Source organism: Sphingomonas sp. BL-S-30 (assembly GCF_055521475.1).
In genome coordinates, this window is sequence record NZ_CM145481.1 from 2,267,387 (window position 1) to 2,279,408 (window position 12,022).

13 protein-coding genes and 1 tRNA gene are annotated in these 12,022 nt (G+C 64.6%); 6 read left to right on the forward strand and 8 right to left on the reverse strand.

Features of this window, described 5'->3' with window-relative positions; genetic code table 11:
- Nucleotides 1-43 precede the first annotated feature (43 nt).
- The 3 genes from ACZ1I5_RS10445 to ACZ1I5_RS10455 are packed head-to-tail and all read left to right on the forward strand — an operon-like array spanning nucleotide 44 to nucleotide 2,370.
- Nucleotides 44-1,513 (forward strand): NCS1 family nucleobase:cation symporter-1, encoded by a 1,470-nt coding sequence (locus ACZ1I5_RS10445; RefSeq protein WP_465173622.1) that lies wholly within the window; start codon nucleotides 44-46, stop codon nucleotides 1,511-1,513.
- Between the two features lie 57 nt (nucleotides 1,514-1,570).
- Nucleotides 1,571-2,038 (forward strand): SRPBCC family protein, encoded by a 468-nt coding sequence (locus ACZ1I5_RS10450; RefSeq protein WP_465173623.1) that lies wholly within the window; start codon nucleotides 1,571-1,573, stop codon nucleotides 2,036-2,038.
- A complete protein-coding gene (locus tag ACZ1I5_RS10455) occupies nucleotides 2,035-2,370 on the forward strand; it encodes an ArsR/SmtB family transcription factor (RefSeq protein WP_465173624.1) in 336 nt (111 codons plus the stop codon). Before ACZ1I5_RS10450 ends, ACZ1I5_RS10455 begins: the two co-directional genes overlap by 4 nt.
- A 273-nt stretch (nucleotides 2,371-2,643) precedes the next feature.
- Here ACZ1I5_RS10455 and ACZ1I5_RS10460 read toward each other — a convergent pair whose 3' ends face one another.
- From ACZ1I5_RS10460 to ACZ1I5_RS10485, 6 genes are all read right to left on the reverse strand, one after another.
- On the reverse strand, nucleotides 2,644-3,261 hold the full coding sequence (locus ACZ1I5_RS10460) for a DUF4240 domain-containing protein (protein WP_465173625.1): 618 nt from the start codon (nucleotides 3,259-3,261) through the stop codon (nucleotides 2,644-2,646).
- A gap of 3 nt (nucleotides 3,262-3,264) precedes the next feature.
- Nucleotides 3,265-3,867, reverse strand: a complete 603-nt coding sequence (locus tag ACZ1I5_RS10465) for a GNAT family N-acetyltransferase (protein ID WP_465173626.1) — start codon at nucleotides 3,865-3,867, stop codon at nucleotides 3,265-3,267.
- A gap of 203 nt (nucleotides 3,868-4,070) precedes the next feature.
- On the reverse strand, nucleotides 4,071-5,339 hold the full coding sequence (gene clpX / locus ACZ1I5_RS10470) for an ATP-dependent Clp protease ATP-binding subunit ClpX (protein WP_372854985.1): 1,269 nt from the start codon (nucleotides 5,337-5,339) through the stop codon (nucleotides 4,071-4,073).
- Nucleotides 5,340-5,492: 153 nt separating this feature from the next.
- Complete coding sequence (locus ACZ1I5_RS10475; RefSeq protein ID WP_465173627.1) at nucleotides 5,493-7,073, reverse strand: hypothetical protein; 1,581 nt, start codon at nucleotides 7,071-7,073, stop codon at nucleotides 5,493-5,495.
- On the reverse strand, nucleotides 7,073-7,774 hold the full coding sequence (gene clpP, locus ACZ1I5_RS10480) for an ATP-dependent Clp endopeptidase proteolytic subunit ClpP (RefSeq protein ID WP_465173628.1): 702 nt from the start codon (nucleotides 7,772-7,774) through the stop codon (nucleotides 7,073-7,075). Before clpP ends, ACZ1I5_RS10475 begins: the two co-directional genes overlap by 1 nt.
- 62 nt (nucleotides 7,775-7,836) lie before the next feature.
- The gene (locus tag ACZ1I5_RS10485; RefSeq protein ID WP_465173629.1) at nucleotides 7,837-8,790 is read right to left on the reverse strand and encodes a glycosyltransferase; all 954 of its coding nucleotides are present in this window, start codon (nucleotides 8,788-8,790) and stop codon (nucleotides 7,837-7,839) included.
- A gap of 105 nt (nucleotides 8,791-8,895) precedes the next feature.
- Here ACZ1I5_RS10485 and ACZ1I5_RS10490 point away from each other — a divergent pair, with 105 nt between their 5' ends.
- Nucleotides 8,896-9,489 carry a DUF4328 domain-containing protein gene (locus tag ACZ1I5_RS10490; RefSeq protein ID WP_465173630.1) on the forward strand — a complete coding sequence of 198 codons (594 nt, stop codon included), beginning with the start codon at nucleotides 8,896-8,898 and terminating at the stop codon, nucleotides 9,487-9,489.
- A 57-nt stretch (nucleotides 9,490-9,546) separates the two neighbouring features.
- Here the strand turns inward: ACZ1I5_RS10490 and tig are convergent, their stop codons facing one another.
- Both tig and ACZ1I5_RS10500 read right to left on the reverse strand, forming a co-directional pair.
- Entirely contained in the window at nucleotides 9,547-11,187 is a 1,641-nt protein-coding gene (gene tig / locus ACZ1I5_RS10495; protein WP_465173631.1) for a trigger factor, read from the reverse strand.
- Between the two features lie 78 nt (nucleotides 11,188-11,265).
- Nucleotides 11,266-11,350: transfer RNA gene (locus ACZ1I5_RS10500), tRNA-Leu, on the reverse strand.
- Between the two features lie 95 nt (nucleotides 11,351-11,445).
- Here ACZ1I5_RS10500 and ACZ1I5_RS10505 point away from each other — a divergent pair.
- Nucleotides 11,446-11,622, forward strand: coding sequence for a hypothetical protein (locus ACZ1I5_RS10505; protein WP_465173632.1), 177 nt, complete (start codon nucleotides 11,446-11,448; stop codon nucleotides 11,620-11,622).
- 12 nt (nucleotides 11,623-11,634) lie between these two features.
- Nucleotides 11,635-11,841 carry a hypothetical protein gene (locus tag ACZ1I5_RS10510; protein ID WP_465173633.1) on the forward strand — a complete coding sequence of 69 codons (207 nt, stop codon included), beginning with the start codon at nucleotides 11,635-11,637 and terminating at the stop codon, nucleotides 11,839-11,841.
- Nucleotides 11,842-12,022: the final 181 nt, after the last annotated feature.

The following is a 12,022-nucleotide window of genomic DNA, read 5'->3' on the forward strand; positions in this document are numbered from 1 at the left end:
CCGCTGCGCGAATTGCGGCCAACTCCCCGACGGGGGAACGCACATGACCGATCACGCCACGGATTCGCTCTGGAACCGCGATCTCGCGCCGACGGACGCGACGCAGCGAACCTGGCGCTGGTATCATTTCGCGGCCCTTTGGATCGGCATGATCGTCGCGGTGCCCAGCTGGATGCTCGCCTCCGGCCTGATCGAGCAAGGCATGTCGGCGGGCCAGGCCGCGCTGACCGTACTGCTCGGCAATGTCGTGGTGCTCGTCCCCCTGCTGCTGATCGGCCATGCCGGCGCGCGTTACGGCATCCCCTATGCGGTGCTGGCGCGGGCGTCGTTTGGCACCAGGGGCGCCCGCCTGCCCGCGGTGGCGCGAGCGCTGGTCGCGTGCGGCTGGTTCGGCATCCAGACCTGGATCGGCGGCGAGGCGCTGCTGACCCTGCTCGGCGTGTTCGTCGGGCAGAGCCTGAAGGGGCCGGTCGTGCCCGTGCTCGACATCGGCGTCGGGCAGATGCTGTCCTTCGCGACCTTCTGGGCGCTGCAGCTGTTCTTCGTCAGCAAGGGGCTGACGACGATCCGGCGGCTCGAGACCTGGACCGCCCCGATCAAGATCCTGGTGTGCGTCGCGCTCGTCTGGTGGGCGGTGGACAAGGCCGGCGGACTCGGTCCGATCTTCGCCAGCCCCTCCGCCTTCGTGCCCGGCGGCGCGCGCGACGGGCAGTTCTGGCTGGTGTTCTGGCCATCGCTCACCGCGATGGTCGGCTTCTGGGGGACGCTCGCGCTCAACATCCCCGACTTCACCCGCTTCGCGAAGAGCCAGCGCGACCAGATGATCGGCCAGTCGATCGGCCTGCCGCCGGGCATGGGGCTGATCGCGCTGGCCAGCGTCATCACCACCTCGGCGACGGTGGTGATTTACGGCCATGCGATCTGGGACCCGGTCGCGCTGTCGGGCACGCTGGCCGGGCCGCTGGTGCTGCTCGGGCTGATCGTCATCGCGATCGACACCATCTCGTGCAACATCGCCGCGAACCTGGTGTGCGCCGCCTATGATTTCTCGTCGCTCGCGCCTGGGAAGATCTCCTATCGCACGGGAGGTCTCATTACCGCAGTGATTGGCGTGCTGATCATGCCGTGGAAGCTGCTCGCGACGACCGGCGGCTACATCTTCGTCTGGCTGACCGGGTACAGCGCGCTGCTCGGCCCGATCGCCGGCATCCTGATCGCCGATTACTGGCTGATCCGGCGGACCCGGCTCGATATCGACGACCTGTACCGCGAGGGCGGACGCTATGCCTATGCCGGCGGGTGGAACGGCCGCGCCCTCATCGCCTTCGCGGCAGGCGTGCTGCCCAATCTGCCGGGTTTCCTCGCGACCGTGGCGCCGGGAACGTTCGGCTGGCTCGGCGGCTTCTGGACCGGGCTTTATGCATATGCCTGGTTCACCGGGCTGTTCCTGGCGCTCGGGACCTATGCAGTGCTGATGCGCCATGCACGAACCAATAGTGAAGTGATGACTTGACTGTTACGCGAGCTTCGCCATAGTGAAGCCATCACTTCACTATGGAGTCGTGACATCATGGACACATTGCCCGTCCTTCCCAGCACCTTCGTGATCGAGCGCAGCTATCCTGTTCCAAGGGAGCGCGTGTTCGCCGCGCTCAGCCAGGAAGATCGGAAGCGCCGCTGGTACGCCGATCGCGAAGGCGCCATATTCGAGATGGACTTCCGCGTTGGCGGCCGCTCCGTCTCCCGATCGCGCATGGGCCCCGATACGCCGTTCGAGGGCGTGGAACTCGCCAACGAGGAATATTTCCACAACATCGTCCCCGACCAGCGCATCGTCAGCGCCGCCACCATGACGATCGGCGGCAAGCCCATCTCGGTCGCGCTGCTGACCATCGAACTCGTCGCGACCGACAGCGGCACCGACCTGATCTGCACGCATCAGGCCGTGTTCCTCGAAGGCGCGGACGGCCCCGAGATGCGCGAGCATGGGTGGAACGCCTTGTTCGACCGGCTTGGGGCGATATTGCCGGAGGCGTGACGATTCCCGACACCAAGCCGGCGGCCAGGGTCGAGCGCGTGCTGCGCGCGCTTGCCGACCCGTCGCGACTGGCGATCGTCGAGCGGCTGACCGCAGGGCCCTTGTCCGTCTCCACCTTGGCTGCTCCGCTCGGCATCACCCTGACCGCGGTGGCTCAGCATCTGCAGGTGCTCGAGGAATGCGGGCTGGTCCGCACCGAGAAGGTCGGGCGCGTGCGGAGCTGCCAGCTGGTGCCCGGCGGCTTCTCGATCCTCGAACAATGGATCCGCGATCGACGTTCACCGGCGGAGCGGCGGCTGGACCGGCTCGGCGACTTCCTGGCGGAGTCCTGATTCGCTCCAACAATGCCCCTGTTCGGGCGATGTTTTTTTCTTCCGCTGTTATGTTGGAGTTTCGGCTCGATTTTCCGGAGCCGGATCAACTGCTTGCGCTGCGTTTTCCCTGTTACGCAGTAACAGCGGATAACAGACGACAAAACGCGCTGTTCTTTCCGCTCATCGGCGGCTGGAATCGTCCAACATTTCACCATGTGAAAGAGCGGGGCGGATGCTTGCAGCATTCTGCCCAGCTCGTTGCTGCAATGGTCGAGGGTAAAGTTGAATCGATCAATCCGAGCCGAACCGCGCCCATAGTTTCGGATAGCGCTTTTTGAGGGCTGCAGGGTCCTCGGTGAACCGTGTGCCCGACGGGTCCGAACTGTACGTCTGAGCCTTGCGCGGCATCGCCTCGGCGCTGCGGCCGGTCTTGTTCGCCCAGGCCTCGTCGGCGACATAGCGGAATTCCTCGAATTCGAATTCGCCGTCATGATCGTCCGGTATGATGTCGGCGAGGGAGTCCGGGTCCGCGCTGACCTTTTCGAACGCGGTCTTGCCTCGCGAAATCAGCCAGCGGCGGAAATATTCAAAGCCGTCATCGGACATGCCGCCTTCCACGACGAAGCCGGCGCCCCATAGGTCCCAGCGATAGGATCGGCGCATCAGTTCGTCGAAGATGTCGGCGAAGGCCTCGATCTCCTGCGGCGTCAGGCGGTCGAGCGCCGCGCGCAAAGCAGTCGCCTGGCTCTGCGGATCCGGCTCATTGCGCGCCGATTCGCTGACGATCTGCCAGAATCGTGCTTCGTTCATCTCGCTGGGCCTTCTTTCCTGCTGGGCATTGGCCGGCGGTGCGGAGAGCATGGCAGTAACCGACGAGAGAGCGAGGGCAAGGATGGCGAGTGCTCGCATGGATCAATCCGCCGGCCGCATCATCGACCAGAAGCGCGGGCCGCCTTTGGGCACGGCCCATTCGCCGATCACGTCAAAGCCGAGTCCGCGATAGAAGCCGATATATTTCTCACTCGGTGTCTCGAGATAGGCCGGCAATCCGCTGTCCGCGACACGTTCCAATCCCGATCGGATCGTGGCGCCGCCAAGGCCCTTGCCTTGCGATGCGGGATCGCAACCGGCGATGTGGAGATACCAATAGTCACCGGCGGGAAAATGCGCGTCGATCGCGTTGGACACCGCCAGCGCCCGGCCGAGTGCGGTGCCGAACAGGCTCACCAGCGGCAGCGCGTGGAGCAGCAGATCGAGCAGGGTCGTTCGATTGTGGCCGGGGGCCCGCCATAAGGTGGCCGCCTCGCCACCCGTAGTGACGAGGCGCATGCCGTGCGCGTCCTCGTCGAACAACAGGGCAAACATTCGGGGCAGGCGTTTGGCGCGCTCTGCGGGGTCGGGGAAGATGTAGCTGGTCGCAGGGTCGTCGACGAAGGCGCGGGCGAGCATGGCCGCGATGGCGGTGCGGTCGCTGGTGGCGGCGACTCGGATAGTTGGGTTGGCGTGTTCAGGCATGCCGTTATGAGGCGCCTATACCCTTCTCCCCTTGTGGGAGAAGGTGGCGCGAAGCGCCGGATGAGGGGGAGTGAGGTTCAAAACCGCAACTACGCGTGTCCCCCTCACCCTTCCCATCGCAAGAGCGATGGGCCCCTTCCCTCTCCCACAAGGGGAGAGGGAGAAGAAGACACGCATCGCGATTTGAGATGCCTGCCTCGTTATCAAGCGGCGCCGGCGCCCGCCTTGTCCTTCTTGGCATAGACGCGGATCGGTTCCTTGCGGCCTTCGATCACGTCCTTGTCGATCATCACCTCATCGACCCCGTCCATTCCCGGCAGGTCGAACATGGTGTCGAGCAGGATGCCCTCGAGGATCGAACGCAGCCCCCGCGCACCGGTCTTGCGGTCGATCGCCTTTCTGGCGACCTGGACCAGCGCGTCGTCGGTGAAGCCGAGCTTCACTTCCTCCATGTCGAACAGCTTCTGATACTGTTTGACCAGGGCGTTCTTCGGCTCGGTAAGGATCGTCACCAGCGCCGGCACGTCGAGATCCTCGAGCGTGGCGATCACCGGCAGACGGCCGACGAATTCGGGGATCAGGCCGAACTTCAGCAAATCCTCGGGCTCGACCGACTTGAGCGTCTCGCCGGTGCGGCGTTCCTCAGGCGAAGCGACATAGGCGCCGAACCCGATCGACTTGCCCTGGAGGCGATCGCCGATGATCTTTTCGAGACCCGAGAACGCGCCGCCGCAGATGAACAGGATGTTCGTCGTGTCGACCTGCAGGAATTCCTGCTGCGGATGCTTGCGCCCGCCCTGCGGCGGGACGGAGGCCGTGGTGCCCTCCATCAGCTTGAGCAGCGCCTGCTGAACGCCCTCACCCGACACGTCGCGCGTGATCGACGGGTTCTCGGCCTTGCGGCTGATCTTGTCGATCTCGTCGATGTACACGATGCCGCGCTGCGCCCGCTCGACATTATAGTCGGAGGCCTGGAGCAGCTTCAGGATGATGTTCTCGACATCCTCGCCGACATAGCCCGCCTCGGTCAGCGTGGTGGCATCGGCCATGGTGAAAGGCACATCGAGGATTCGCGCGAGCGTCTGGGCGAGCAAGGTCTTGCCGCAGCCGGTCGGCCCGACGAGCAGGATGTTCGACTTGGCAAGCTCGACATCCGCGCCCTTCTGGCCGTGGTTGAGGCGCTTGTAGTGATTGTGCACGGCGACCGAGAGGACTCGCTTGGCGCGCTTCTGCCCGATGACATAGTCGTCGAGCACGTCGCAGATCTCCTGCGGCGTGGGCACGCCCCCGTCTTTCTTGGAGACGAGCGCGGACTTGGTTTCCTCGCGAATGATGTCGTTGCAGAGCTCGACACACTCATCGCAGATGAACACGGTAGGCCCGGCAATCAGCTTGCGTACCTCGTGCTGCGACTTGCCACAGAACGAGCAATACAGCGTGCTCTTCGAGTCGCCACCGCTGAGCTTCGTCATAAACCAGATACCTTCATTCGATTACGCAACCCGTCGCAGCCGCGAGGGCGTTCAAGCCGCTTTCACTATCGTCCGGCGAAACAGCCTAATGATAGTTCAGCGCCGACGATAGCCAATATGTTCATGCAGGAAACAGGAAACAACCCATTGCGATCAGCGCAGAGGCTTCTCGGACGCATCCGACGGCCACAGGTCCTTCGGCAAGGTCCGCGCCACGCGATCGAACGCGGCGTGCACGTCGGGGCGTGCACGCAGTGAATTCCAGTCGGCAGACCATATCGAGGGAGGCCCGAGCCGGAAGACGCCGTCCGGCTGAAGCCAGGCGATTGCATCGGGCTGCTGCTCCGGATCGGCGAGCATCGAGATGATCAGCGCCGCCGCCTTGTCCGGCTCGCCGATACAGAACAGGCCCTCGACGGTACTGATCGGGGCATCGCGCGCATGAGCCTCTAGCTGGGCGATGATGGCGGACTGGTCGATGCCCGGGCGTAGCGCCCGATCGGAACATATCTTCCCGCGCCGCAGAAACTGCCGCGCTGCCGGAGTGGCCGATGTTTCCGTCAATGGAATCACTTGGTCCAACAAGGGCGCAGCCGTCTCGAAGCGGCCCGTTCGAACGAGCATGTCCACCCGCGTGATCATCGCGTTGATGATCCAGAAATTGCGCGCGATATCCCGGTTAGTGACCGAAGCGAACCGCGCATCCGATTCGGCCTGGCGATTGCGGATATACAATGAATAGGCGTGATCGACGACGACCCAGCTATCGGCCTCGTTCAACGACTGCAGCGCTTCCGGCGTGGCGCCGAAACTGGCGCCGATCGCATCGGCATTGTCGAATTGGCCCGCGGAGAAATAGGCGTCGAGCAAGCTCCGTTTGGCTTCCGGATCGTCGGGCGACTGCGCCAGCACAGCCTTGGTCTCCGCGATGTTCGCGGCTTCGGCCGCGCGCATATGCGGCCCGACACGCGTCGAGAGTGCCGGCCACAACGGTGCAAACCGGCGATCGGTCAGGAGAAAGGTGAGCGCATCCCGATCATGCACATCGGCGACCAGTGCGATCGCACGATCGACCTGCCCCCTGGCGATGGCGACACCCGCCGCCGTCCGCTGGAACGCGGTACGAATATCCATCGAGGTGGCGGAAAAGCCATGTTCCGCCAGGAACAGCGTTGCGTCGTCCGCCTCCCTGGCCAGCCCGCCACGGCGGATACGCCCGACAAGCGTCGACGTATAGCCCGCGTCCAGCAGGCCGATCTTGTCGGGGAATTGCGCGATGAACCGGCTCAGGACTTCCGATCCGAGTTGCGGGCTGATCATATGCCCGAGCAGGCCAACTGCGAACGCCGCTTGCTCCGGATCATCGGGCGCCGCCGTTTCCAGGCGCGCAAGCGAATCGCGCAAGCCTGTGGTATCGTTCCCCCAGGAAAACGTGATCGCCCTCAGTCTCAGCAGGCCGATCACGGCGTCGCGATCGAGCGATGGTGTGCCTAGCGCCCTGGCGATTCTGTCGCGCGCCAGGTTCGCATCCTTGTGCGCTATAGCGTCGTCGATGGCATCGAGTGTCGCCTGATCGGGCGTCTTGCCGAGCGCCCGGTCGTCAGTCTGCTCGACTACCCGCTCGTCCCTCTGCGCGCCGCCCGAATGAAGCGCCATCGCCCCGGCAGCCGACGAACCCGTCGCCAGCGCCAGGGCGAACATCGCCATGACGCCGGCGACATGGCCGGTCCGCATCAGGATGCGGGCAGAATCGGGGTAGCGCTATCGTCCGCAATCGCCGGACGCTTGTCGAACACCTCGTCGATCAGGCCGAATTCCTTGGCCTCATCCGCCGACAGGAATTTGTCGCGATCCATCGCGCGCTCGATCTCGCCGATCGGCTTGCCGGTGTAATGCGCATAGAGCTCATTCATCCGGTGCCGGATACGCAGGATCTCGCGTGCCTGGATCTCGATGTCGCTGGCCATGCCCTGCGCACCGCCCGAAGGCTGATGGATCATGATGCGCGCGTTGGTGAGCGCGACACGCATGCCTGGCTCGCCGGCGGCCAGAAGGAAGCTGCCCATCGAGGCGGCCTGGCCCATGCAGACCGTGCCGACGCGCGGCCGGATATACTGCATGGTATCATGGATCGCCATGCCCGCCGTGACGACGCCACCCGGCGAGTTGATGTACATGAAGATATCCTTCTTGGGGTTCTCCGACTCCAGGAAGAGCAGCTGGGCGCTGATCACCGAGGCCATATGGTCCTCGACGCCGCCGGTCACGAAGATGATCCGCTCCCGCAACAGGCGCGAATAGATGTCGAAGCTGCGCTCGCCGCGATTCGACTGTTCGATCACGATCGGAACCAGGCCCGCCTGCGGCGCCTGGGTGGTGAAACCATTGGAAGTGAGCGGGCGCATGAAGTCGCCGGTCTCGAACGGGTTATGCATAGTGTGCCTTTGAATCCTTATGCCCCAGTAGATGCCTTACATCGGCGCTGGCGGAAACGAGTTCAACCCCCGTACCCGCCGCTCCGCCGATCCTCACCGCCCGGCGCGCGGTGCCCCAGATAGGCGAGGCGCCGAACCTCGCGCCGGCCGCGCACCACCGTATCGAGGATCAGCCCCGTGAACAGGTTGAGCGAGGCGAGGATCACCAGCCCGGTCACGAGGATCGCGGTGGGGAAGCGCGGCACGAGATGCGTATGCATATAGGTGATGATCAGCGGAATCGCGAGGATTACCGCCAGCCCCGCCAGCAGCGCGCCGATGCTGCCGAAGAACAGCACCGGCCGCTCGATCCGGTAGAGCTGGACGATCGTGCGCAGGATGCGGAACCCGTCGCCATAGGTGCTGAGCTTCGATTCGGAGCCTTCGGGCCGCGCGAAATAGGGCGTCTCGATCTCGGCGACCGGCATTTTCAGTTCGAGCGCGTGCACGCTGATCTCGGTCTCGATCTCGAAGCCCGCCGACAGCACGGGGAAGCTCTTCACGAAGCGACGCGAAAAGGCGCGGTAGCCCGACAGGATATCGGTGAAGCTGCGCCCGAACAGCCGCGCGAGCATGCCGGTGAGCAGCGCATTGCCCATCTTGTGACCGCGCCGGTACGCCGCATCCGCCTGAGTGACGCGGGCGCCCACGACCATGTCGAGCTGTTCCTCGAGCACGCGGGCCACCAGTGCCGGCGCCGAGGCCGCATCATAGGTCGCGTCGCCGTCGGCCATTACATAGATGTCGGCATCCACGTCAGCGAACATCCGCCTGACGACATTGCCCTTGCCCTGGATGCGTTCGGTGCGGACGATCGCCCCCGCGGCGCGCGCCACCTCGACCGTGCGATCCCGGCTGTTATTGTCATAGACGTAGATGGTCGCGTCGGGCAGCGCGGCGCGGAAACCGGCCACCGTCTGCGCGATGGCGGCTTCCTCATTGTAGCAGGGCAGCAGGACAGCAATGCGGGACGTCATGCCGCAGCCATAGGGACGAATTCGTCCGGGTTCGACCATTTTGTCGTTTGACGATCTCCCCCGGGCACCGGATGATCGCCACCGGGAGCATCGGGGGGAATATCAATGGAAATTCGGGACCTGCGGCCGCTGACGGCGGTCGTTGCGGCCATGGTGGTGATCGACGCCCTGTGGACTCCGGTCGTGTTGCTCTGGGCGTATCTGCTGCCGGGAAGTTTCCAGGCGCTGATCATGCCGATCGCCACGGAAGTCGATATGTCCGCGCTCGTCTTCAAGATCGTCACGATGATCGTGTTCGCTTTCTGGATCTATCGGGCAGGACGCAACCTGATCGCAGCGAATATCGACGATCTCGAGTTCACGCCGGCCTCGCGGATCTGGTGGTTCGCCGTGCCGATCGCCAGCCTGTTCAAGCCGTTCCAGGGCATGCGCGAATTGTGGAACGCCAGTCGCGGTGTGGTGCCGTACGATACCAATGACAGCCTCGTCGCCGGCTGGTGGGCGGCGTGGCTGGTGACCAACCTCTCGGGGTGGTTTCTCGCCGCCTCTACTCGGGAAGGGGGCGACAACACCATCATTCTTGGCGTGAGCAGCGTGATCGATATCGCCCTGGCCGTCCCCGCGATCCTGTTGATTCGCGGCATCACGCAGGGTCAGCGCGGGCTCGACGGATCCAATCTGGAAGAAGTCTTCGCCTGAGAGGTCTTAAAGGTTGCGGGACGTCGCCGCATCTCGCGGCGACGCCCCACAGATAGATCAGGCCTTCTTGGCGGGCGCCTTCTTGGCCGCCGGCTTCTTGGCCGGTGCGGCGTCCTCGGCCGGGGCCTCTTCCGCCGCCGGCTTGGCCGCCTTCTTGGCAGCCGGCTTCTTCACCGGCTCTTCGGCCGCTTCGGGAGCAGGCTCGGCCTTTTTGGCGGCAGCCTTCTTCGCGGGCTTGGCTTCCTCGGCGGGGGCCTCGTCTGCTGCCTCGTCGGGAGCGGCCTTCTTCGCGGCAGCCTTCTTCTTCGGCTTGTGATCATGATCATGGTCGTGGTCATGATCGTGATGATGCGTGCCGCTGGCGAAGCCGTCCTCGGACTCGATCGCCTCTTCCAGCTCTTCGCGCGTCACTTCGCGGTCGCTGATGTCGGCCTTTTCGAACAGCCAGTCGACGACCTTGTCCTCATAGAGCGGGGCGCGCAGCTGAGCGGCGGCCATCGGCTCCGAGCGGACATATTCGATGAAGCGGGTGCGGTCCTCGGGGCCATATTGCGACGCGGCCTGCGCGATCAGGCGGTTCATTTCCTGCTGGCTGACCTCGACGCCGTTCGCCTGGCCGATCTCCGACAGGAGCAGACCGAGGCGCACCCGGCGCTCGGCGATGGCGCGATAATCGTCGCGCTCGGATTCCATCTCGGCGATCGCGGCTTCCGGATCGGCCTCGTGCGTGGCCTCATGCTCGAGCTGCTGCCAGATCTGGGCGAACTCGGCCTCGACCATCGACGGCGGAACCGGGAAATCATGGCCCTCGGCGAGCTGATCGAGCAGCTTGCGCTTCATGTGCGTGCGGGTGAGCTGATTCAGCTCCTGCTCGATCTGGCCCTTGAGCAGCTCCTTGAGCTGATCCAGGTCCTTCAGGCCGAGCGAGACGGCGAGCTCGTCATCGATCTTGGTCTCGCCGGCGGTCTTCACCGCAGTGATCTTGAGGTCGAAGGTCGCTGCCTTGTCGGCCAGGTCCTTCGCCTGATAGTCGACCGGGAAGGTCACGTTGATCTGGCGCTCGTCGCCGGTCTTCACGCCGACGACCTGATCCTCGAAGCCCGGGATCAGACGGCCCGAGCCAAGCTCGACCGACATGTCGGTGCCGGTGCCGCCGTCGAAGGCGACGCCGTCGACCTTGCCGACGAAGTCCATGACGACCAGGTCGCCCTCTTTCGCCTTGTAGGTCGGCTTGGCATCGTCCCAGCGCTTCTGCTGGTCAGCGAACTTCTGGAGCTGCGCCTGGAGCGCCGCATCGTCGGCGGGTACGGTCAGCCGCTCGAGCTTCAGATGGTCGATCGACGGGGTCGGGACGTCCGGGAGCACTTCGAGCTCGACCTTGACCTCGGCGTCCTGGCCGAGCTCATAGCCTTCATCGAGGCTGACCGCAGGCTGAGTCGCGGGGCGCAGCTTCTGCTCGGTGAGGAGGGTCTGGACGCCTTCCTGGATCGAGGTGTTGAGCGCGTCCTGCAGCAGCGCGGGGCCGTGCATCTTGCGGACCAGATTGGCGGGCACCTTGCCGGGGCGGAAGCCGGGCATGCGCACCTGGGGCGCGACACGCTTCAGTTCGGCATCGACCTTCGAATCGATGTCCTTTGCCGTGATCTTCAGCGTGTAGGCGCGCTTCAGGCCCTCGTTCAACGTCTCGACAGTCTGCATTTCAACACTTGCCTTTTTTAGCTCTGGGCCTTTTCAGGGGATCTGGGTCGCGGCACCCCTCGCCCAGCGCGACGAGACTGGTGCGGGCGAAGGGACTCGAACCCCCACATCTTGCGATACCTGGACCTAAACCAGGCGCGTCTACCAGTTCCGCCACGCCCGCATGGGACACCGCCGGTCGGCGGCGTCTATAGCAACTCGCACGGGCGTAGCAACCCGGCGCGGTGCAAGCGCGTTATGTAGTCGAGGAGAATGCCAATGGCCACTACCCCGCCACAAGAATTGCCGCCCGAGCCGAGCCAGCCGGCGCAGCCCGAGGCACCGCCGCCCGAGGTTGGGCCCAATGCCCCCGACATCGACGTGCCCGCGCCCCAGCCGGACAGCGATCCGGGCTTCGCGCCCGGCCAGCCGGTCGGCGGCACCGATTTCCGTTGAGAGGACGACCCCATGACCGATCGAGACCCGCACCCCGACAGCCCGCCCGAGGCGGACAATGACAACCGCAGCGACATCGAGCAGATCGTCGATGCCCGCAAGGACGCGGTCGAACGCGGCGAAGGCGGACGCGAGCCCGACGCCTTCACCTCGTCCGGCATTCCGGATGGCATCGGCGGCACCGGCGGCGTGACGAAGAACCAGGACGACACGCAGTAGAGCGCCGAATCGGGCGGTAGAGATCCGTCGGTAGAGTCTGCCATGTTTAGTGGTGGTTAGGTGCCACTAAACTATCGGACCTGCCTCAAACGATTGCAGTGTCCCTTCTGCATCGCCTTGTTGCGTTTACTGCCGGTTCTTTTGCGTGCCGATGGCGCATTGATGTACCCCATCTGCCTAT

What these genes read in the sequence shown, in the direction of transcription:
- ACZ1I5_RS10445 (WP_465173622.1), top strand. Translation starts at nt 44, where the DNA reads ATGACCGATCACGCCACGGATTCGCTCTGGAACCGCGATCTCGCGCCG.
- ACZ1I5_RS10450 (WP_465173623.1), top strand. Translation starts at nt 1,571, where the DNA reads ATGGACACATTGCCCGTCCTTCCCAGCACCTTCGTGATCGAGCGCAGC.
- ACZ1I5_RS10460 (WP_465173625.1), bottom strand. Translation starts at nt 3,261, where the DNA reads ATGCGAGCACTCGCCATCCTTGCCCTCGCTCTCTCGTCGGTTACTGCC.
- ACZ1I5_RS10465 (WP_465173626.1), bottom strand. Translation starts at nt 3,867, where the DNA reads ATGCCTGAACACGCCAACCCAACTATCCGAGTCGCCGCCACCAGCGAC.
- clpX (WP_372854985.1), bottom strand. Translation starts at nt 5,339, where the DNA reads ATGACGAAGCTCAGCGGTGGCGACTCGAAGAGCACGCTGTATTGCTCG.
- ACZ1I5_RS10475 (WP_465173627.1), bottom strand. Translation starts at nt 7,073, where the DNA reads ATGCGGACCGGCCATGTCGCCGGCGTCATGGCGATGTTCGCCCTGGCG.
- clpP (WP_465173628.1), bottom strand. Translation starts at nt 7,774, where the DNA reads ATGCATAACCCGTTCGAGACCGGCGACTTCATGCGCCCGCTCACTTCC.
- ACZ1I5_RS10485 (WP_465173629.1), bottom strand. Translation starts at nt 8,790, where the DNA reads ATGACGTCCCGCATTGCTGTCCTGCTGCCCTGCTACAATGAGGAAGCC.
- ACZ1I5_RS10490 (WP_465173630.1), top strand. Translation starts at nt 8,896, where the DNA reads ATGGAAATTCGGGACCTGCGGCCGCTGACGGCGGTCGTTGCGGCCATG.
- tig (WP_465173631.1), bottom strand. Translation starts at nt 11,187, where the DNA reads ATGCAGACTGTCGAGACGTTGAACGAGGGCCTGAAGCGCGCCTACACG.
- ACZ1I5_RS10505 (WP_465173632.1), top strand. Translation starts at nt 11,446, where the DNA reads ATGGCCACTACCCCGCCACAAGAATTGCCGCCCGAGCCGAGCCAGCCG.
- ACZ1I5_RS10510 (WP_465173633.1), top strand. Translation starts at nt 11,635, where the DNA reads ATGACCGATCGAGACCCGCACCCCGACAGCCCGCCCGAGGCGGACAAT.